A 20408-nucleotide genomic window follows, 5' to 3' on the forward strand; every position below is an offset into this window, starting at 1 on the left:
CGGAAGGGATAAGCGCTGAAAGCATCTAAGCGCGAAGCCCACCTCAAGATGAGATTTCCCTCTGACTTGTTCAGGTAAGACCCCTTGTAGATGACGAGGTGGATCGGTCCGAGGTGTAAGCACAGCAATGTGTTTAGCTGACGGATACGAATCGGTCGAGGGCTTAACCTACTTACTCTCACTCTGACTTCATTTCCTTTCTAATTTTCAAGGTGTGTGATTCACACATCTAAATATTGTCCCAGAATCGCAGATTCTGGGAAACGTCTGGTGATTATAGCGAAGGGGTTCCACTCGTTCCCATCCCGAACACGACAGTTAAGCCCTTCAGCGCCGATGGTACTTGGGGTGCAGACCCCTGGGAGAGTAGGTCATTGCCAGGCAATAACAAAAGCCATCCAGTTTTTCTGGATGGCTTTTTAGTATGTTTTATATAAGAAATCTTTTGATAGAAGAGAGTAAAGGTTCTTATTAAATAAAAAATATTTTAAATTATATTTTTTAATTAAATTTAGATTTATATTCACATAACTTGGTTGACAAATTATATGATAAAAATTATTATTTAAATAAATATTAGTATATTAGTAAATAGTTATACTATTTGCATTCCCGGAGATTGAGCGTGTATTTTTCGTAAAAAAACTAATACATTTTTCCATTTCCTCTATTAGTCTAATAAACTCTGTACTCTCCATTTCTACTAATACAATCTGAGGATATTCCCCTTTTTTAAGATAAAAATTGTTCCCATAACGTTCAAATCTAAAAAAGTAATAATTTTGTTATCTCTTATCAATTAAGATTATCTTCTTAATCTACCACTTACCGCTTTTGAAATTACTCCTTTTGCCTTGATTCTTACATAGAATCTCTTAGAACTCAATTCTTAAGAGAATTATGTTCCTAAGGGTAAAGACAATGATAGACCCATTATATCTAAAAGGGAGCTGTATTCCCTATGAAAGAAAGATTAACAGGACGTATTTCGAAGACACCAGCCCATATGGTGCATGAGGAAGTTTTAGAACCACAATTTACATATGAGGTTGAGTATTTATTGCCAGCGTATATTCAAATTGAACAGGTTATGCTTTTGGAATATGTAAGAATGGAGTGGATTACGAAACAAGAAGCGCAATCTCTTTCCCTTCTACTTCAGTCTATTAATCGTGACACACTGGTGGCAGATCCTAAAAGTAACATGTCGGACATTGCGTTTGCAATTGAGCGACGGGTGGAATCTTCCCTTGCTGAGCCTGTTTCTTGCTGGCATATGGATCGAAGTCGTAATGATTTTCAAGCCTGTGCTCAGATCATGTTTGGGCGGACACAGTGGCTTGAGCTTATGGGGTGTCTGCAAGAATTAATTAAGTCCATGTATATCATTGCTGATCGTTATCGAGAGATGCCGATGCCTGGGCATACCCATTTCCAGTCTGCACAAATTATTACTCCCGGTTTTTATCTAAGTTCGGTCAACGAGGAACTCTTGCAAGCGCTGGTGCGCTGGGTACAAATATACGATGAACTCAATCAGTGTCCTCTTGGCTCAGGAGCGATGGCTGGAGTTGAATTGGATTGGAATCGTGAACGCCTTGCAAGTCTACTAGGATTTTCTAGAGCCCGCCCTAGTGCACTGGTAGCCGTTGCGTCTCGAGAGTGGGTATTAAGAATATCAGCTGAACTATCCATTTTTTCTGTTCTGATTTCAAGACTTGTGACTGATTTAATTCAATGGGGCAGTAGTGAAATGAGCTTTATTGATTTACCTGATCAGCTGTCAGGTATCTCTTCTGCGATGCCTCAAAAGAAAAATTTCCCGATTTTAGAACGGATACGAGGAAAAAGTGCCCATTTGTCTGCATTTCATCTTGATATGGTTCTCGGACAACGTAATACCCCCTTTACCAATTTAGTGGAGACATCGAAAGAAGCTGGAACGCATCTATTAACTTTATTTCATACTACCAAGTCGCTGCTTCGTTTGTTAAAAACAGTAGTTGATCATCTGAATTTTAATGAAGAGCGAATGCTTAGGATCTGTAAGCGTGATTTCTTTGGTGGATTTACCCTTGCCAATTTATTGACCATGCAAACAGGGATTCCATATCGAAAAGCCCAAGTTATCGTTGGGCGATATATTATGAGTGCAGTTCAACGCGGTTTAGCACCCAGCGAGGGAGATCCACAGCTATTGGCAGAAATGTGCGTTGAGGAAGGATTTGAAGTCTCTAATTTAAATCATCTACTCAAGGTAGCATTCGATATTCGAAAAAGTTTGTATATGAAAAATTCTTCGGGATCAACTCATCCAGAGAAAGTTTTAGAGCTTCTGTTGGCACAAAAAGAACGAGCCCAGAGTTTAGGAAAAGAGATTGATGAGCGGACCTCTTACTTATATGCAGCAGATATGAAACGAGAACGTCTTTTAGATAAGTTAGGATCAACCAAGAGGTGAAAGGGATGGTACGTAGATGCTGTATGAAAATATGGTAGGGGTCATAGGCAATACGCCGTTGGTGAAGTTACGTCTAACCTCTCAATCAGTAGGGACGGTATATGCCAAGCTAGAATTGATGAACCCGTTTGGAATGAAAGATCGAGTAGCTAAACAAACCATTCTTACGGCTAAATTATCTGGAGAACTGAAGGATGGTATGCCGATCATCGAGAGTTCATCAGGAACAATGGCTTGTGGGGTAGCGCTTGTTGGCCGACATCTTGGGCATGAGGTACACATTGTGACTGATCCACGTATTGACTCAATCACATATGCTAAGCTTGTATCACTTGGTTGCCAAGTACATATTGTGAAAGAAATGGGCAAAAACGGATGGCAAAGTGCACGACTCGAGCGGCTGTATGAGTTGATGGAAGAATTTCCAGATGCATTTTGGCCCCGCCAGTATGAGAATCCAGAAAATCCCCGTGCATATCAAGAGCTTGCAATAGAGGTAATGAATGATATTAAACGTGTCGATATTCTGGTGGGTTCTGTCGGCAGTGGCGGCTCACTGTCAGGAACTGCATCTGCATTAAAGAAATTTAATCCGAACTTAAAAGTGGTGGCAGTTGATGCGACAGGGAGTGTAATTTTTGGCCAGCCAGATCGCCCTACTCGTTTGCAGGGAGGGCTTGGAAATAGTTTAGTGGCACAAAATGTAGATTTTAGTGTCATTGATTATGTTCACTGGCTAAATGATGAAGAGGCGTTTGCCTCCACATTGCAACTTGCTCGTAACGAGCATATTTTTGCTGGAAACAGTTCAGGATCCGTGTATATGGTCGCCTGTTGGTTAGCTAGCCAGGTCTCACAAGATTGTCATATTGTAGCGATTTTTCCTGATCGTGGAGATCGTTATACTGATACGATCTACAATCATCAATATCGCGAGCAGAAAGGTCTTGAAGAACTCAGCATACCCAAAGAACCACAGTATGTTGATTTGAATTCAGTAGTCACTTCTTGGTCTTATGCTAAGTTAATGGGAGTGCATCCGCATGACAAAAAAACTCATGTTCGTTGAAGCAAATACAACTGGTACAGGAATATTGGCTATTGGTAAGGCACAAGAACTCGGATATGAAGCGATATTTTTGACACAAAAGGCAAGTCGATATGATGGGCTTTCTTCGTTTAAATGCCGAGTGATCGAGACAGACACAAATTCAATGGACGCCTTAAAGCTCTGTATATCCAAAGAGAATATAAATGAGATCGCGGGAATCTTAACGACCAGTGATTATTATCTAGAAACGGTAGCCGAACTGGTACAATTATTTGGACTTAGAGGTAACTCTCCTCAAACGATAGCAATATGTCGTAATAAAGCGTTATTTCGAGAAAAACTCCGAATAGAAAAGCTGTTACAACCCAAGTTTAAGACTATACGCTCGATCGATGACCTTGATGCGGTGCGTGGGTCAGTGTCTCTCCCCTGCGTGGTAAAGCCGGCTGATGACAGTGGATCCAACAATGTGCGCTTTTGTTCTAGTTGGGAAGAGGTAGAACTACTTACAAGCAAGATACTTGAGAAGAAACTTAACGCACGAGGACAGAAGACAGTACAAACCGTATTACTTGAAGAATATATTGAAGGGTCCGAATATAGTGTGGAGATGTTTTCATGGGAGGGCAATTCATATTGTATTGGGATTACCGAAAAACGGCTGACTGGATTCCCGTACTTTGTAGAATCCGGACATATTTTTCCAACTCAACTCCCAGCAGATGTACAACAGGAGATCATATCGACAGTGAAACGTGCACTTCAAATGGTAGACCTGCAATTTGGGGCATCGCACTCCGAAGTAAAATGGACGCCAAATGGCTGTTTGATAATTGAAGTTAATGCTCGGCTCGCAGGTGGTATGATTCCAGAGCTGATACGTTACTCGACAGGAATGGATCTACTCAAATACCAAATTCTCTGTGCTGCAGGTGTTGCTCCAGAATGGGATGCAAATATACGACATCGCTTTGCGGGCATTCAGTTTCTAACAGCAAAAGAATCTGGGAGACTTAACTGTGTAGATAACATGGAGGAAGTAAAGAGGCTTCCAGGTATACAAGAGTTAGTCGTTAAGGCGCAAATCGGACAAGTCGTACAACCTCCCGAAAATTTTTCTCATCGGCTTGGGAATATCATTGCCTGTGGTGATACGTATAAAGAAACAGTTGAGTGTCTCGAAAAGGCAGCAAAGATGATTTCCCTAAAAATCAAGTAAATGTGCGAGATAAGGGGTGTGAAAGATATGATTGAACTAAGAAGTGATACATTTACGTTACCCACGCGTGAGATGATGGACGCAATGCAAGAGGCTGTGCTTGGTGATGATGTTTATGGAGAGGATCCAACAGTTCGCCATTTGGAAGAAGAAGCTGCCCGAATGCTGGGCAAGGAAGCAGCTATTTTGATGCCAAGTGGTACGATGGCTAATCTTGCTTCACTACTTGCTTATTGTCCCCGTGGTTCGAAAGTTCTCGTTGGTAATGAGTCCGACATTTATATTTATGAAGCAGCTGGGGCATCTGTTTGTGGCGGTATTATGTATGAACCTATTCCAACCCAAACAGACGGACGATTGGCAATTGCTGACTTAGAAAAGGCGTTCCCATTGGAGCCAGAAGATCCACAATTTGCTTTACCATCATTGATTTGTCTTGAAAATCCACACAATCGGATGGGTGGACGTGTACTGTCTCTTTCATATCTAGAGGAGATTCGTTTATTTGCTAATTCCAAAGGAATCCCTGTGCACATGGATGGAGCCCGTTTGTTTAACGCGTCCGTGGCACTAGGCGTTGAAGCATCAGAAATTGCACACTTTGCAGACTCAGTACAAATTTGTTTATCCAAAGGTTTGTCAGCACCGATTGGCTCGATTGTTGCTGGTACGAAGCTGTTTATTGAAAAGGTATATCGTTTACGAAAAATGCTTGGTGGTGGTATGCGTCAGGCAGGTATTATTGCAGCACCTGGGCTGGTTGCTCTTAAGCAAATGGTTGACCGTATAGCTATAGATCATGCTCATGCGCTACGTTTAGCAAAAGGGCTTGCTAAAATTCCAGGCATTGTGATTCGTGTTGAAGATGTAGAGACGAATATGGTCTTTTTCCGCATTGAACATCCGAAACATACTTGGCAGACATTGATTAAGGCTGCACATGAGCGTGGGCTAAATGTGGCGGAACTTGGTCATGGACGGATTCGGGCAGTTACGCATTCGGGTATTCAATCGGAGGATATTGACAAAGCGATTTTGATTGTTCGTGAAATTTTGTCCTGAAGAAATGGTACTACAAATGCAAACAGATGAACTACATTTAATAAGAAGGATTGACTGTTTATACGAGCGAAGATGAGATCAAGAATTTGCTAGTCTTACAGCTGACGCGACCTGTTCGCTGGTTGGAGACGTTGAAGTATATGAAGGACATAGGTGCTAGCGGGTTAAACTAGTATGAATAAGAAAAGGGATAAATCAATACTCCCTTTTCCCGCCTTTTTTGACAAACTTCCAATCCATCTCAATGTTTTTTCTAATTTTATACAGAAGTTGGTAAGCAGTTTCGACTTCTTCTGGAGTAAGTCCATTTAGAGCGACTTTAGTAGAATATTCTTCTTCATTCTTAAGAACGAGATAAATATCTTTCCCTTTCTCCGTAGGAAACAAGCGCTTTACTTTTTTATTTACAGGGTGATCCACTTTCTGAATAAATCCTTCTAATTCTAATTTCTGTATCGCTCGAGCAGCAGTAGTGCGGTCTATTTTAAGAATATCTGCAACTTTCTCTTGAATAATACCGGGATTTTCACAAATACGAACCAAATATAAATATTGACCTTTCGAAAGCTGAAGTTCCTTAAATTCGTAGTTACTAATTGAATCGAGACATCGAGCAATCATTCCTACTTCACGTAGGATTTTTGTCATTTCCGATCCCCTTTCATGAAACTGTTTTGTTGTATTTACAACAAAACTTAATTCGTTTATACTAACTAACATAACACAAATAGATAGTAATATCGAAGAGGAGATGATTGAATTTGCATACAAAACGTGTACAGAACCAAAAGGAACTAGACATTGTATTTCAAATTCGCAAAGAGGTTTTTGTAGATGAACAAGGGGTACCGTTGGAACACGAAATTGATGAGTTTGAAAATGATGCAGAGCATATCCTTGTCTATGATGGAAATCAACCGGTTGGTACTGGAAGAGTGCGCGTGATAGAGAATGTAGCAAAATTAGAAAGGATTTGTGTATTAAAAACCCATCGAAAACATGGACTGGGCAAGTTGATCATACAAGAATTGGAGGAAATTGCTAAAGAAAAAGGGATTTCGAAAGCGAAATTACATGGTCAGACACAAGCAGAGGGCTTTTATCAAAAATTAGGTTACAAAACGAACTCAGATATATTTATGGAAGAGGGAATTCCACATATTGTGATGATTAAAGAAATTGGGAACTAACAATCTATATTTTAATGGTGGGGAAGGGTATGTGGTTACGATGCAGACAATTCATGTTTTACTTGATAGGTATCCTTCTGCTAACCCTAGGTGTGACTTTAACGATCCGATCCAATCTTGGAACGTCACCATTTGATGCTCTACTGGTAGGATTATTTAAGACAATCGGTCTTACTGTTGGTAGCTGGGAAATCATTCTAGGTTTAACCATCGTACTAATCAATGCAATGATACAAAGACAACAACCAGAATATATGGCTTTATTAACATCATTGATCACAGGAATGGGTATTGATGGCTGGTTATGGATGCTTCGATGGATTCATCCGGATACTTTCATGAGTCGATTTCTATTAATCGCTTTGGGAATGATCATAGTAGGACTAGGAACAGCCATCTATTTACAATCTCGTTTTGCACCGATTCCGATCGACCGTTCCATGCTTATCATCCAAGAGTTAACAGGGAAAAGTATTACTTATTCACGAGCCCTTATTAGTATTTTACTTGTTATCTTAGCTTTTATATTGAAGGGACCTATTGGCATTGGAACATTATTAAATGCTTTTTTGGTAGGTGGGATTATTCAATTTTTTATGCCCTATGTGTCCCAGTTTGAACAAAGGATTTCAAAGCAAGCCTAGTTAGGACAAAAGTAGATTAGTTGCCCCAACTATCTCTATCAAGTAGATGGTTGGGGCAACTCTATTTTCGATTAAATAGGGATAGTAGAATAAACGCGATAGATGATAAGCTTTCTTCATCACATAATCTCTATCAACAGGCTGTATACTCTATTAATCTATTGTTTGATATAATATATTTTAAATAGTCTTTTGTTATTTTAGGAATATCAGAATATCTGGAACCCCTGCGTTGATAGCTTATAAAAATCCAGAGGAAGTGATAAGGGATTGAAGTGAGTAAATCATTCCAATAGGATGTAAGCCGACACGACTGTTAGTTTATGATATTTATACCAAAATTCTTTATCAATTTAGTATAATAATTCAGTGGAATAATGTTATAAGTTCACAAGCATCATCGGATGATTTTAGAGGGGAACTTTGAGTTGATTTAGTAGAGAGAAAGGTGTACATCATATGGCCATCTTAAAAAATGATTGGAATGACGTCGTTGGGGAAGAATTTAAGAAACCGTACTATATACAGCTTCGTAAGTTTTTAGTTGATGAATATAATACACGAACGATTTACCCTGATATGTACGACATATACAGTGCCTTACATTTAACTCCCTATGCCCAAACGAAAGTAGTAATTATTGGACAAGATCCTTATCATGGAACGGGTCAAGCTCATGGATTAAGTTTTTCGGTTAAACCAGGTGTTGCTATCCCGCCTTCTTTACAAAATATATATTTAGAACTACAGCATGATTTGGGATGTTATATCCCTAACAATGGATATTTAGAAAAATGGGCAAAGCAAGGTGTATTGATGTTAAATACCGTTTTAACTGTACGAAAAGGGACGCCCAACTCTCATCGTGGTAAAGGTTGGGAAATGTTTACAGATCAAGTGATTGTAAGCCTAAATCGCCGTGTAAAACCGGTCGTCTTCATTCTATGGGGGAAAAATGCGCAAGAGAAAAAAGCGCTAATCACCAATCCGCATCATTTTATTATCCAATCCGCTCACCCTAGTCCATACTCTGCTGATCGAGGGTTTTTTGGTAGTCGTCCTTTCTCAAAAGCCAATCAATTTTTACAAAAAATCGGAGAGGAACCTATCGACTGGCAAATTCCTAATATCTAATTGAAGGTTTGATAAGCAAGTATTTCGAGGCTGGATAAGTGACTATTGAGCTAATTATATCTTTTGACGAGTAATCCTTTACTTAGGAGATTATTGTACGGTTTTCCTTTCCCGATTAAACGGCATTTTCTAGTTTATTCATTAGTGGGAATTAAACGGAAAAGGAAAACCGTTATTTACAAGTGATAATGTTTCTCTTAGAAAACATTGTTCTATATAAGATAAAAAATGATTGACGATGATAAGTGGAGATGTTATTCTTTATATGTCCCATATGAATACTAGTTTTTAAGGGAGTCTTAAGGCAGTACTTATAGTTATTCCTAATATTTTTTTGTTATATTGTATTCTTATATGAATACAATATTTCTATTTGAATAAAGGGGAGGATTCAATTAATGAATAAGCAGCAAATCGGAAACCTTGTTCTAAGGTTGGTATTGGGAATTATCTTTCTGGTTCATGGTATTGCAAAATTTCAAACAGGTTTAGATAATACTGCTGGGTGGTTCCAAAGTATTGGACTACCAGGAGCTTTAGCCTATATTGTAGCAATTATGGAAGTAGCTTGCGGCCTTGCTGTCATTGTAGGATTGGCTACCCGCTGGGTTTCTGCTGGACTGACCATTATTCTACTTGGAGCAATCTTTACGGTTAAGCTATCAGCAGGATTTACAGGAACAGCTGGAAAAACAGGATATGAATTTGACCTTGCGCTGCTAGCCATTTCGGTATATCTTACATTAGTGGGTTCAGAAGGGTTGTCGATGGATCGATGGTTACTTCGTGGAAAAAAGAGTGAGGGAGTAAAAGAGAATCCCTCCTCTTAATTAGCCAATAGCGAAAATCCAAGACTTCAATATATATTGAAGTCTTGGATTTTTTTGCAACCTTAATTACTATAATCCGGTATAAACCGCGATTAAGACTTGGGCAGTTTGATCACCAATATTTTTTACATAATGAGGAACACTTGCACACCAACTAAATGAATCTCCTTCTTCTAGAATGACCATATCCTCTCCTTGTTGTGCAAGAATTTTTCCTTGAAGAATGACATGACATTCCTTTCCTTGGTGAGCATGCGCATCGTCACCTGTTGACATTCCTGGTGGAAGCTCGGCAATCATCATACGTAAGCCTTCATAAGAAGCAAGTAGCTCTACCTTAGATTGATATTTGCCAAAGGTTGTAATTTCCCGTTCCTGTTTTCGTACGACCTTCATACGTTCATTTTTTTCGAGAAAAAGATAAGGTAAGGGAACGTTTAAAAATTTAGCTATCGAGTTCAGGGTTTCGACGGAAGGGGAAGTTTTGTTATTTTCTACATTGCTTAAAAAGCCTTTAGATAAGCCTGTTCCGTCTGCTATTTGTGTAATAGTTAATTTTTTTTGTTTTCGTATTTCACGAATGTTAGCTCCGATATCCATTGGTTTTTCTGCTACAACTAGGATTGATCCATGTTCACATTCCTGTTCTTTATGTGTCTTCCCTCTTATCAAGAGTATGGGTAGAATTAGGTTACAAAATATACAACAGTAAAAAGAACTCGCTAATTTGATGGACCATGACTTAAAGTAGCAGTTTCCTCCTTCACGTTTATTAATCTGTTATCTAATATGAATATATATTTTTTATTGGGAAACTGCAAACCATGGTACAGTCTGTAGTGGAACGATGCGTTGACTCGAAAAAGGGTTGTAGGTTATAGTCCTAAAAAGAAGGAATACTAGGAAATGCCGTCATTCCTCTACGCCTTTGAAAAGGCGAGCCTCTTGTCGGTGATTTTCGTGGAAATTTAAAAAAGTCATTTAACCAGATGAAGTTCTTTCATTTATATATTCCATTTTTCTATAGTATAAAAAAGTTGTTTTATAAAATCGATTACTAAATAGAATAAATTCATAAATTACCCAACTATTATGTTATACTTAGTATAATAGTAAAATTCATAAAATATATACACTAACACAATAAATCTATTCTACATATTAAACTAAGCAAATGCTTTTTCGATTTATGTATTTACAAGAAGGAGGTAACTATTAATATCTTAGAATTTTCCTTTTATAAATAGGAGTCGGAAAGCAGTTATATTTTAAAATTACCATTATGTCATAATAGTATTACTAATTAATAAGCAGCGAATTACTGAACAAAATGTGAATGAAATGATTTATTTTTAGTTAGTAATTTGTTATATTACTTATTAATTACTTGAAGGAGGTGTAGATTCCCTCTGTTCTTACGGAGTGAATATTCCGAAATTTGAAAGAGCAGTAGGAGAAGAAAAGATGGAACAAAGAGAACAATGGGGATCAAAAGCAGGTTTTATCATCGCTGCGATCTCATCAGCAGTTGGCCTAGGGAATATATGGCGATATCCATATGTTGTTTATGAAAATGGTGGCGGAGCCTTTTTAATCCCATATTTTATCGCTCTGCTTACAGCAGCGATCCCAATTTTAATTATGGAATATGCTTTAGGGCATCGATCTCGTGGTTCGGTACCTCGTACTTTTCAGGGCTTATCCCGCCGATTTGAATGGATAGGTTGGTGGCAGATTTTTATTTGTGTCGTTATCATCTCTTACTATATGGCTATTATCGGATGGGCATTAAGCTACACCTATTATTCGATCGGAACCCAATGGGGAAATGACCCGGAATCTTTCTTCTTTAAAAACTTTTTAGGAATGTCGGATAGCTTTTGGAATTTTGGCGGCATTCAGTGGAAAGTACTTCTTCCTGTTTTATTAGCATGGGCAGCTCTTTATTTCGTACTCATCAAAGGTGTCAAAAAAGGAATTGAAAAAAGTGCCAAAATATTAATGCCGATTCTAGTAGTGTTTATGATCATTATCACGATTCGAGGAGTGACACTCCCAGGATCAGTAGAAGGATTAAATGTTCTTTTAACGCCGAAATTTTCAGCATTAGCTGATCCAAAAGTATGGATTGCAGCTTATGGACAAGTTTTCTTCTCATTAAGCATCGGATTTGGTATCATGATGACTTATTCTAGTTATCTTCCTAAAAAGTCAGACTTGTCTAATAGTGCATTTATCGCTGGTTTAGCGAATAGTGGATTCGAATTTTTGGCAGCTCTAGGGGTATTTGGAGCTTTAGGCTTTTTGGCAGTTCAGCAAGGAGTAGGCGTAGAAAACGTAGCTAAAGCGGGAGTGGGATTGGCGTTTGTTGTCTTCCCGAATATTATTAATGAGTTTCCCGGACTTAACTCTCTTTTTGGAGTTTGCTTCTTTGGAGCTTTGTTATTCGCTGGTTTTACCTCTGCGGTCTCCATCTTAGAACCTTGTATTTCAGCAGTTAGAGAAAAGTTTAATCTGACCCGGAAAGCAGCAGTAAATTGGGTTTGCGGAATTACCTTTGTTCTTAGTCTTCTTTATACAACGCGCGGTGGATTACGCTATCTCGATACGATTGATCGTTTTATCAATAGTTATGGTATCGTATTGGCCGGTCTAGCCGAAGTGATTGTACTTGCATGGGTATTAAGACAATTAGATCAGATCCGTGACCATGTCAATGGGGTTTCGATTATACGAATTGGTCGTTGGTGGAATTTTGTCTTAGCAGTAGTGACTCCTATCATTCTGATTATTATGACAGCCTTTAACTTAGTGGATGAGTTGAAAAAACCATATGAAGGCTATCCAATGAGTGGATTGATTGTCATGGGATGGGGCGTTGCGGCACTTGTGATTGTGTTTGGTTGGATTGCCCAGTCTATTTCTTGGAAAGATCAAGCAATGACGACAGGGAGGGATGAGCAATGAGTAGTGGCGCATGGACCATGTTGGCTGTAGGCGCTATCGGTTTATGGGGAGGGCTCATCTACTTTTTGTGGGTCGCTTACAAAGCAAGAAATAATGAGTGATGGTTTAGTAGTATCATTGTTATAAATGGTTAAATATATGAAAATGATCAGATAATGGTTAGCTCATTCTAAGAACTAACCATTATCTTTTTGGTTACACAAATTTCCTGTTATTTGGACTGCTTTTCAGAGAGAGATTGATTAGAAAAAAAGAAGAGGAGAGATCATTGAAGAAGGCAAGATCATTACCAAGTTACGAGGAAGGAATTGGTTGCTGGTTAAGTTGTTTACTGGAATAAGCCAAAGTACCAAAGAAAAAACAGCCGAATGATGGGCTGTTTTTTCTTTGAAATCGCTAATGATTATAAATATTCCTCCTTTTCAAATATCGATGGTTCTAATGGGAATAGGGAAGGGAAGTACATATATAATCAACGTTAATTGGAGGAGTCTAGCGCGATGAATATATCTATTCTAGTTACCTGTTTATGTGACGCGATATATCCACATGTGGCTGAGTCAATGGTTAGAATCCTGCATCGCTATGGTATACCGCTTGATTTTCCTGAAATGCAAACTTGTTGCGGGCAACCAGCTTTTAATAGTGGATATTGGGAAGAAGCGAGAGTTGCAGCCATGACAACAATAGCTAGTTTTGAAGATAGCGACTTTGTGATCGCTCCATCCGGATCTTGTGTAGGAATGATTCGACATCATTATCCTACTTTATTTAAAGAAGACCAAGAGATGTTAAGAAAAGTAAATGCATTGATGGAGAAAACCTATGAATTTACACAATTTCTAGTTCATGTATTAGGTATAACGGATCTAGGTGCAACTTTCCCTTATAACGTGACCTATCATCCATCCTGTCATGGGAATCGCCTCTTAGGAGTAAAAGATGAACCGTACCAGCTCTTAAGCCATGTGAAAGGCTGTAAATTGATTCCGCTACCTTTTGCAACCGATTGTTGTGGCTTTGGTGGAACCTTTTCGGTTAAGCTATCTGATTTATCTGGGGCGATGGTTCAAGAAAAGGTGGAGCATGTCATGGAGACTGAAGCTGAAGTGTTGGTGGGACTTGATATGGCTTGCTTGATGAATATTGGTGGTAGATTAAGTCATGAAGGAAAAAACATTCGGGTAATGCATTTGGCAGAACTATTGTATGAAGGAGTGAAAAGAGCGAATGAGTGAACAAAGAGATATGGACGATTTAAAAGAGCGTGTACGGGTGGCATTAAATAACGATTTTTTACGAAACGCAGTTAAATTTACCACAGAGAAGTTACGGAAGGGGAAGCAAGCAGCAACGGATGAATTGGGAAATTGGGAAGAATGGCGTGAGCGTGGAAAGCAGATTCGTCTTCAGACGATTGCCCATCTTGACTACTATCTTTCCTTATTTGTTGACAATTTGCGGGCTGCTGGAGGAAAGGTTCACTTTGCATCAACAGCAGAAGAAGCTGTGCAAATATCCTTGAAAATTATGAAAGCAAAGCAAGCGAAATCGGTGGTTAAGTCGAAATCGATGGTTTCAGAAGAAGTACAAATCAATCAAGCTCTCGAAGAAGCAGGAATCGAAGTTGTGGAAACGGATTTAGGTGAATATATTATCCAACTTGCGAATGAAACGCCATCTCATATTATTATTCCGGCAATCCATCGAAATCGTAATCAGGTGGCCGAGCTATTTTCCGAGGTAGCTGGAGAGAAACTTCCTGCGGATACTACTGTGTTAGCGGGATTTGCTCGCTCGAAGCTAAGAGAGAAATTTTTACAAGCGGATATTGGAATAACTGGGTGTAATTTTGCGATTGCTGAATCGGGTTCCATGGTTTTATTTTCGAATGAAGGAAATGCAAGGATGGTAAGTACATTGCCTAAAACGCAAATTACCATGATGGGAATGGAGAGAATCATTCCTTCTTGGGAAGATCTGGAGGTCATGGCTACCCTTTTACCACGAGCAGCCACAGGGCAAAAACTAACCGTTTATATGTCAGCGATTCATGGTCCAAAACGAAACGATGAGGTAGATGGACCTGAGGAATTACATGTCATTATTATTGATAATGGACGTTCGCACCAATTAGGTGATCCTGATTTTCAAGAAGTACTTCATTGTATTCGATGTGGGGCTTGCCTTAATGCATGCCCTGTTTATCGTCATATAGGAGGACATGCTTATGGATGGGTGTATAGTGGACCAATAGGAGCTGTACTAACACCTGTTCTTAATCCTGATAAAGGTGAGTGGAGAGAAGTAGCCAATGCTTCTAGCTTATGTGGAGCTTGCTATGAAGCGTGTCCTGTAAAGATTCCTCTTCATGATATGTTAGTTTATATTCGTCGCCGCAATGTGGAGGAAAAACGGACAGATGTTATTGAGAAGTTAGGAATGAGCGCTTTTGGGAAGATCGCTTCGAACCATAAGCGGTTTCGTTTGGCGGTTAAAGCAGGGCAACTTGGACAGAAGTTCATAGCGAGAAAAGGAAAAATTACCGCGAAAGTTGGACCTCTAAAAAATTGGACAACTTATCGTGTGGCTCCAACCTTCGCCCAACGATCTTTTCGTGAGTCATGGCGTCAGTTAGATCAAGAACTAAAACAAGAGATGTCACTGCCACAAAATCAAGAAATTCGACAAAGGATGCAAGAAATCATAGCCAAACGAGGTGAGAAAAGTGAATAAGCAAGATCGTTTGCTAATACTAAAAAGCTTAGAGGAAGAATCGAAGAAAAAAGAGGAGGCTTTTTTTTCCCGGATTGCTAATCGATTAGGACGACCTCGAATGACTACGCCTCCTGTACAACCTGTGCGTGGTGTACCGGATTTTTGGAAGCAATATGCTCTACAGCCAGCCGAACGGGTCGAACTTTTTATGAAAAACTGGGCGGATTTAGGAGGGGTTGCCAAAAGGTTTTCGACCAAAGTAGAGTTATCCACATGGATCAACCAAATTTCAACTGAATGGGAAGCGAAACGCCTGATTCGCTGGGATCACTCTCTTTTGAATGATATCCATTTTAATCAGGAAAATTCTCAGATGGAGATCACCGTATGGAATGCCAAGCACGAAGAATTACTTGGCAAGGCTGCTAGAGCTGATATTGGCTTGGTGGTCGCAGACTATGCGATTGCCCATACGGGAACCGCTGTTGTTACTTCAGGAGCAAAGCGAGGTCGTTCTGTTAGTTTACTACCCACTGTATTAATCGTGATTATACCTACCTGTGTGATCAAAACAAAAATGGGTGAAGTATTAGCTGAAATTCATCGTTGGGATGGAAAGAGCATGCCAGCAGGAATTCATTTTATTACTGGGCCAAGTCGTTCATCCGATATTGAAAATGATCTCACGATTGGCGTCCATGGACCAGGAATTGTTTATGCCCTAATATTGGAAGAAAATCATGATGGATAAAAGCATAGTGAAAGTATATGTGTCATTTAATTGTTGAATAGTTCTACTGTTAGCTATACTAATCTATAAATAATAAAGAAAAACAGCCTAACTGTCGGCTGTTTTTCTTTACATCGACTGTGGTGCTTTAATCCCTAAGATGCGTAGACACTCTTTAATAATGGTTGCTACTGAAAAAACTAAATGCAGGCGAGCGTTTTTGTTTTCCGAATCAAGGATCCGTACTTTTGCATAATAGCTATTAAAGGAACGGGCGAGGTCGAGAGCATACCGCGCAATTTTGGATGGGTCATAGTCTGTCCAAGATTGTTTGACCACTTCTCCAAATTGAGAAAGAAGGAAGATAGTCGACCAAGCTTCATCTTCATCAAGTGAATAACCTATTTGTGGAACAAAGTCCCCTGACTTTCGTAACAACGAGTGGCAACGAGCATGTGTATATTGTAAATAGGGTCCTGTTTCTCCATCAAAGTTAAGCATATGTTCAAAGGAGAAATCTACATCATTGGTACGGAAGTTTTTTAAGTCTTGAAAGATGACAGCTCCTATTCCAACCTGTTTAGCAATTTCATGTTTATTCTCTAATGTAGGATTCTTTTGATCGATAATTTGATAGGCGAGCTCTATTGCTTCATTTAAGACTTCCTCTAGTAAAATCACTCGTCCAGCTCTGGTAGACATTTTCTTGCCGTTTTGCAACATCATACCAAATGGAATGTGAATGATGTCCTTTGCCCAGTCAAAACCTGCTTTTTGAAGGACCAGTTTGACTTGCTGAAAGTGGAGAGTTTGTTCACTTCCTACTACATATAAAGAGCGAGCGAAATCAAAGTTACGTTTACGATATATGGCAGTAGCAAGGTCACGAGTAGCATAGATAGTAGCCCCATCAGATTTTTGAATTAGACAAGGAGGAAGATCATTTTCATCTAATTGAACAACAAGAGCTCCGTTACTTTCTTCAATAAGTCCTTCTGCTGTTAGTAACTCTATCACTTCGTCCATTTTATCATTATAAAATGACTCTCCATGAAGATAATCAAAGGAAATATCTAATAATTGATAGATACGGAAAAATTCTTTTAATGATTCCTCGCGAAACCAGCTCCATAATTTAAGTGTTTGTGGATCTCCCTCTTCTAGCTTTTTAAAATAAAGTCGTCCTTCATCATTTAATTCAGAATGCTTGTTAGCTTCGTCGTGAAACTTGATATACAGACGTAGTAACTCAACGATCGGTTGCTGTATTACCTTTTCTTCGTCTCCCCATTTGAGGTATGCAACAATTAGTTTTCCGAATTGCGTTCCCCAATCTCCTAAGTGATTAATTCGTATAGGACGATATCCATTTTTGGCAGTAAGGTTCGCAATGGAATGACCAATCACTGTGGAGCGTAGGTGACCCATTGAGAAGGGTTTAGCAATATTTGGCGCAGAGAGATCGATAGGGACATTTTGGTTTTCTCCATCATTGTTTGAGCCGAAGCTTGCCGCTTTTAAGACGATCTGATTGAGTAATTCTTGACTGATTTGTTTTTTATCTAAGAAGATATTGATATAAGGACCGACAGCATCTACTTTTAAGAAAAGTGGATGGTGAATCGACAAGGCCAGCTGTTCAGCAATCTCTTTTGGAGAGCGCTTAAAGGTTTTGGCCCATGAGAAACAAGGGATTGCATAATCTCCAAAATCAGGATTTTTTGGCTTTTCAATCACGATGGAAAGATCGTGATGAATCATTCGATCTAGAGACTCTTGAATTACCTGCTTCACCATTAGCTTGATATCCAATGTAATTCCTCCTAGTCCTTTATCAATAAAAAAAACTCGTCTCCTATGAGGAGACGAGTTTACCACCCGTGGTACCACTCCGCTTGCACGTGAAAATGCCACTCTGAAAATTGATAACGGAATTAAGTTCCGGTTACGCCTAAAGGTATTCAACGTAACATCTCACGAGTGCGCTTCAAAAAGGGATGTTTACTAGGCTCCCAGCACCCCTAGCTCGCTGTAAAACAAGCCCCTTTTTTACTTTCTCAGTCATTGATAATCGTTGATTTTATTTTTATAAGATCTTAACAGATAAAAATAGAAATGTAAAGAAATTGCTAATAATTATACTCCCTTTTAACCTACAAGATGACAAACAGTAGAATCTATGAAATTTCTTTTGTTTTCAAGTGCTTTCTTCTTTATCATTTTTTGATATAATGCCTCTGTCTGTTGTAATGAAAGAGGGAAAAAGAAGGTGTCTTTCTCAATGAATCTATTAGAATATGAAGAAATCAAACTTCCTATGGTAGAAATCTTTGAAACTGTTGAAGGAGAAGGAACTCGAGCGGGGTTTTCCACGACATTTGTCCGAGTATATAATTGTAATTTACGCTGTACTTGGTGTGATACTCCCTATAGTTATGCGCCAGCTAAGCCAGAGTTCTGGGCGACGATCAGTGAAATCGTTTCTGAAGTTAAAAAGTACCCCCATCAACATATTTGCTTAACCGGCGGTGAACCGCTCATGCATGGCAAGAAGTCGCTTGCACTGATTCAAGCCCTCGCGGAGATCGATTATATACAGGATATTCATATTGAAACCAATGGAGCCATTCATTTGGGACTGTTTCAAGAGTTGCGAGAGATGCATCCACTCGTACAAAATAAAGTACGTTTTGTTTTGGATCATAAACTACCAGCAAGTGGAGAACATGACAAAATGGTACTGGAAAACTTTCAGTATTTAACTGAACAAGATGAGATTAAGTTTGTGATTGGCAGTGAAGAAGATTTCGACTATGCTGTCGATATTCTAAACAAATGGCATCAAAACGGCCTTCCTTTATTTAGCCCTGTTTGGGAAACGATGCCACCAGCAAAATTGGTATCCTTGATGTTAGAGCATCAATTAACTCATGTGAAATTAAATCTACAACTTCATAAAGTGATTTGGGATCCAGAAGCACGTGGAGTGTAGTTAAAGAAAGGGGAAGTGGACGGGTGAAAGAGAAAGCCGTGATTGTGTTAAGTGGCGGATTGGATAGTACCACCTGTATGGGGATTGCTAAACAAAAAGGGTATGATTTATATCCCATCACCTTTTTTTATAATCAACGCCACAATCGTGAAGTAGAACAAGCTAAAAAAGTAGCTGAATATTATGGCGTGGAGCATCATCATAAAATTGTCAATGTTTCCTTTCTAGGCGATATAGGTGGCAGTGCCTTAACTGATCAAGCTATGGATGTACCTACAACCAGCATAGCTGAGGAGATTCCATCGACTTATGTTCCAGCGCGTAATTTGATCTTTTTATCTTTAGCGACAGCCTATGCAGAAGTGATCGGTGCACAAGCGATTTATACAGGGGTTACGGCGGTAGACTATAGTGGTTATCCCGATTGTCGTCCAGAATTTATCCAGTCGATGACAGACACGATCAATCTAGCGACGAAAATGGGTGTAACTGGTGAAGATCGATTAAGGATCAAAACCCCACTCATTCATTTAAGCAAAGCAGAGATTATTCGTATTGGATTAGATTTACAAGTACCATATGAGTTGACCACTTCTTGTTATTTAGGTGAAGAAGAAGCGTGTGGTGTATGTGATAGTTGTCGTTTACGCTTAAAAGGTTTCGCGGAAAATGGGGCTCAAGATCCCATTCGTTATCAGTCGTGTTAATACCAGCATAATGGGTATAGTATGGGCATAGTTTCGTCACGTGACTGATGATGTCGAGCAAAGATGAGTTCGAGTTCGCGTAAGTATATTCCATCAGATAGAACGCGCAAAGCCTTATGGAAGTAACACAAGGAAGCAGTTTGCGCTAAATGCTTACTGACTCCATAGCCTTCCGCTAGGTAAGACATCATAGGTCAACATAGCACCGAAAAATGCTTTTTTTTATTACCTATTTCTAGCTAATCAACACTACAGACATGTTATAGAAGATTACTAGCTAAGCAGTGTGGAATGAAGAAGGTGAAGAGATGCCAGGAAAATACACGTTAATCAAGCACTTTTGGATTTCTTGTGCCCATAGTGTTCCAAGAGCGGGAAAGTGTGAACGCGTCCATGGTCATAACTATAAGGTAACATTTTGTGTTGAGGGAACGGAATTAGATCAAACACAGATGTTGATTGATTTTCGTCTGGTCAAACATGCACTAGAAAAGAAATATGACCATCATTTACTAAATGAATTTCCCGAGTTTAATCCCGAACAGGGAGGAAGTATCCCTTCAACGGAAAAGGTCGCTGAGGTGTTTTATTGGACGATTCATAAGCTTTGTCAAACGAAAGAAAATAAACCAACGCTAAAATGGATTGAAGTTCAAGAAACCAATGAAGCCTATGCACGCTATGAGTGGAACGAGGAATAGGG

Annotated in this window: 19 protein-coding genes, 2 rRNA genes and 1 other annotated feature; of the genes, 18 read left to right on the top strand and 3 right to left on the bottom strand. The window is 39.2% G+C overall.

The window, feature by feature from the left end:
- From DL897_RS16215 to DL897_RS16240, 6 genes are all read left to right on the top strand, one after another.
- Positions 1 to 171, top strand: a 23S ribosomal RNA gene (locus DL897_RS16215); the annotation flags it as partial.
- A gap of 95 nt (positions 172 to 266) precedes the next feature.
- A 5S ribosomal RNA gene (rrf, locus tag DL897_RS16220) occupies positions 267 to 383 on the top strand.
- Between the two features lie 578 nt (positions 384 to 961).
- Entirely contained in the window at positions 962 to 2461 is a 1500-nt protein-coding gene (locus tag DL897_RS16225) for an argininosuccinate lyase (protein WP_113660175.1), read from the top strand.
- A 16-nt stretch (positions 2462 to 2477) separates the two neighbouring features.
- Positions 2478 to 3530, top strand: a complete 1053-nt coding sequence (locus DL897_RS16230) for a PLP-dependent cysteine synthase family protein (RefSeq protein WP_113660176.1) — start codon at positions 2478 to 2480, stop codon at positions 3528 to 3530.
- The gene (locus DL897_RS16235; RefSeq protein ID WP_113660177.1) at positions 3505 to 4731 is read left to right on the top strand and encodes an ATP-grasp domain-containing protein; all 1227 of its coding nucleotides are present in this window, start codon (positions 3505 to 3507) and stop codon (positions 4729 to 4731) included. The genes DL897_RS16230 and DL897_RS16235 overlap by 26 nt, the downstream gene beginning before the upstream one ends.
- A 27-nt stretch (positions 4732 to 4758) precedes the next feature.
- Positions 4759 to 5793 carry a GntG family PLP-dependent aldolase gene (locus tag DL897_RS16240; protein WP_420824147.1) on the top strand — a complete coding sequence of 345 codons (1035 nt, stop codon included), beginning with the start codon at positions 4759 to 4761 and terminating at the stop codon, positions 5791 to 5793.
- Between the two features lie 195 nt (positions 5794 to 5988).
- Here DL897_RS16240 and DL897_RS16245 read toward each other — a convergent pair whose 3' ends face one another.
- Positions 5989 to 6441 carry a MarR family winged helix-turn-helix transcriptional regulator gene (locus tag DL897_RS16245; protein WP_113660179.1) on the bottom strand — a complete coding sequence of 151 codons (453 nt, stop codon included), beginning with the start codon at positions 6439 to 6441 and terminating at the stop codon, positions 5989 to 5991.
- A 113-nt stretch (positions 6442 to 6554) separates the two neighbouring features.
- Between DL897_RS16245 and DL897_RS16250 the strand changes: the two genes are divergently transcribed.
- From DL897_RS16250 to DL897_RS16265, 4 genes are all read left to right on the top strand, one after another.
- Positions 6555 to 6983: a GNAT family N-acetyltransferase gene (locus DL897_RS16250; RefSeq protein ID WP_113660180.1), complete on the top strand. Its 429-nt coding sequence runs from the start codon at positions 6555 to 6557 to the stop codon at positions 6981 to 6983.
- 29 nt (positions 6984 to 7012) lie between these two features.
- Positions 7013 to 7627, top strand: coding sequence for a YczE/YyaS/YitT family protein (locus tag DL897_RS16255; RefSeq protein ID WP_113660181.1), 615 nt, complete (start codon positions 7013 to 7015; stop codon positions 7625 to 7627).
- 459 nt (positions 7628 to 8086) lie between these two features.
- Positions 8087 to 8761, top strand: a complete 675-nt coding sequence (locus DL897_RS16260; protein WP_113660182.1) for a uracil-DNA glycosylase — start codon at positions 8087 to 8089, stop codon at positions 8759 to 8761.
- A gap of 398 nt (positions 8762 to 9159) precedes the next feature.
- The gene (locus tag DL897_RS16265; RefSeq protein WP_113660183.1) at positions 9160 to 9591 is read left to right on the top strand and encodes a DoxX family protein; all 432 of its coding nucleotides are present in this window, start codon (positions 9160 to 9162) and stop codon (positions 9589 to 9591) included.
- Between the two features lie 69 nt (positions 9592 to 9660).
- Here DL897_RS16265 and DL897_RS16270 read toward each other — a convergent pair whose 3' ends face one another.
- Positions 9661 to 10191 (bottom strand): helix-turn-helix domain-containing protein, encoded by a 531-nt coding sequence (locus tag DL897_RS16270; RefSeq protein WP_113660184.1) that lies wholly within the window; start codon positions 10189 to 10191, stop codon positions 9661 to 9663.
- 864 nt (positions 10192 to 11055) lie between these two features.
- On the opposite strand from DL897_RS16270, the gene DL897_RS16275 reads away from it, so the two are divergent.
- The 5 genes from DL897_RS16275 (at position 11056) to DL897_RS16295 (ending at position 16027) form a co-directional block, all read left to right on the top strand.
- The gene (locus tag DL897_RS16275; protein WP_113660218.1) at positions 11056 to 12558 is read left to right on the top strand and encodes a sodium-dependent transporter; all 1503 of its coding nucleotides are present in this window, start codon (positions 11056 to 11058) and stop codon (positions 12556 to 12558) included.
- Positions 12555 to 12659 carry a MetS family NSS transporter small subunit gene (locus DL897_RS16280; protein ID WP_113660185.1) on the top strand — a complete coding sequence of 35 codons (105 nt, stop codon included), beginning with the start codon at positions 12555 to 12557 and terminating at the stop codon, positions 12657 to 12659. The genes DL897_RS16275 and DL897_RS16280 overlap by 4 nt, the downstream gene beginning before the upstream one ends.
- Positions 12660 to 13058: 399 nt before the next feature.
- Positions 13059 to 13796, top strand: a complete 738-nt coding sequence (locus DL897_RS16285; RefSeq protein WP_113660186.1) for a (Fe-S)-binding protein — start codon at positions 13059 to 13061, stop codon at positions 13794 to 13796.
- Positions 13789 to 15294: a LutB/LldF family L-lactate oxidation iron-sulfur protein gene (locus DL897_RS16290; RefSeq protein ID WP_113660187.1), complete on the top strand. Its 1506-nt coding sequence runs from the start codon at positions 13789 to 13791 to the stop codon at positions 15292 to 15294. Before DL897_RS16285 ends, DL897_RS16290 begins: the two co-directional genes overlap by 8 nt.
- Positions 15287 to 16027, top strand: a complete 741-nt coding sequence (locus DL897_RS16295; protein ID WP_240627477.1) for a LutC/YkgG family protein — start codon at positions 15287 to 15289, stop codon at positions 16025 to 16027. Before DL897_RS16290 ends, DL897_RS16295 begins: the two co-directional genes overlap by 8 nt.
- A gap of 108 nt (positions 16028 to 16135) precedes the next feature.
- On the opposite strand, the gene argS is transcribed toward DL897_RS16295, so the two are convergent.
- A complete protein-coding gene (gene argS / locus DL897_RS16300; RefSeq protein WP_240627478.1) occupies positions 16136 to 17818 on the bottom strand; it encodes an arginine--tRNA ligase in 1683 nt (560 codons plus the stop codon).
- Between the two features lie 46 nt (positions 17819 to 17864).
- Positions 17865 to 18080 (bottom strand) — a binding site (T-box leader).
- A 207-nt stretch (positions 18081 to 18287) separates the two neighbouring features.
- On the opposite strand from argS, the gene DL897_RS16305 reads away from it, so the two are divergent.
- From DL897_RS16305 to DL897_RS16315, 3 genes are all read left to right on the top strand, one after another.
- The gene (locus tag DL897_RS16305) at positions 18288 to 18998 is read left to right on the top strand and encodes a 7-carboxy-7-deazaguanine synthase QueE (RefSeq protein ID WP_113660188.1); all 711 of its coding nucleotides are present in this window, start codon (positions 18288 to 18290) and stop codon (positions 18996 to 18998) included.
- A gap of 23 nt (positions 18999 to 19021) precedes the next feature.
- Positions 19022 to 19705: a 7-cyano-7-deazaguanine synthase QueC gene (gene queC, locus DL897_RS16310; RefSeq protein WP_113660189.1), complete on the top strand. Its 684-nt coding sequence runs from the start codon at positions 19022 to 19024 to the stop codon at positions 19703 to 19705.
- Positions 19706 to 20013: 308 nt separating this feature from the next.
- Positions 20014 to 20406 carry a 6-pyruvoyl trahydropterin synthase family protein gene (locus DL897_RS16315; protein ID WP_113660190.1) on the top strand — a complete coding sequence of 131 codons (393 nt, stop codon included), beginning with the start codon at positions 20014 to 20016 and terminating at the stop codon, positions 20404 to 20406.
- The last annotated feature ends 2 nt before the right edge of the window (positions 20407 to 20408 follow it).

The organism is Thermoflavimicrobium daqui (assembly GCF_003313465.1).
GTDB classification, from domain to species: domain Bacteria; phylum Bacillota; class Bacilli; order Thermoactinomycetales; family Thermoactinomycetaceae; genus Thermoflavimicrobium; species Thermoflavimicrobium daqui.

Excerpts from the sequence above, each read along its gene's own strand:
- DL897_RS16225 (WP_113660175.1), top strand. The coding sequence starts at position 962 with ATGAAAGAAAGATTAACAGGACGTATTTCGAAGACACCAGCCCATATG.
- DL897_RS16230 (WP_113660176.1), top strand. The coding sequence starts at position 2,478 with ATGCTGTATGAAAATATGGTAGGGGTCATAGGCAATACGCCGTTGGTG.
- DL897_RS16235 (WP_113660177.1), top strand. The coding sequence starts at position 3,505 with ATGACAAAAAAACTCATGTTCGTTGAAGCAAATACAACTGGTACAGGA.
- DL897_RS16240 (WP_420824147.1), top strand. The coding sequence starts at position 4,759 with ATGATTGAACTAAGAAGTGATACATTTACGTTACCCACGCGTGAGATG.
- DL897_RS16245 (WP_113660179.1), bottom strand. The coding sequence starts at position 6,441 with ATGACAAAAATCCTACGTGAAGTAGGAATGATTGCTCGATGTCTCGAT.
- DL897_RS16255 (WP_113660181.1), top strand. The coding sequence starts at position 7,013 with ATGTGGTTACGATGCAGACAATTCATGTTTTACTTGATAGGTATCCTT.
- DL897_RS16260 (WP_113660182.1), top strand. The coding sequence starts at position 8,087 with ATGGCCATCTTAAAAAATGATTGGAATGACGTCGTTGGGGAAGAATTT.
- DL897_RS16265 (WP_113660183.1), top strand. The coding sequence starts at position 9,160 with ATGAATAAGCAGCAAATCGGAAACCTTGTTCTAAGGTTGGTATTGGGA.
- DL897_RS16270 (WP_113660184.1), bottom strand. The coding sequence starts at position 10,191 with ATGGATATCGGAGCTAACATTCGTGAAATACGAAAACAAAAAAAATTA.
- DL897_RS16275 (WP_113660218.1), top strand. The coding sequence starts at position 11,056 with ATGGAACAAAGAGAACAATGGGGATCAAAAGCAGGTTTTATCATCGCT.
- DL897_RS16280 (WP_113660185.1), top strand. The coding sequence starts at position 12,555 with ATGAGTAGTGGCGCATGGACCATGTTGGCTGTAGGCGCTATCGGTTTA.
- DL897_RS16285 (WP_113660186.1), top strand. The coding sequence starts at position 13,059 with ATGAATATATCTATTCTAGTTACCTGTTTATGTGACGCGATATATCCA.
- DL897_RS16290 (WP_113660187.1), top strand. The coding sequence starts at position 13,789 with ATGAGTGAACAAAGAGATATGGACGATTTAAAAGAGCGTGTACGGGTG.
- DL897_RS16305 (WP_113660188.1), top strand. The coding sequence starts at position 18,288 with ATGAATCTATTAGAATATGAAGAAATCAAACTTCCTATGGTAGAAATC.
- DL897_RS16315 (WP_113660190.1), top strand. The coding sequence starts at position 20,014 with ATGCCAGGAAAATACACGTTAATCAAGCACTTTTGGATTTCTTGTGCC.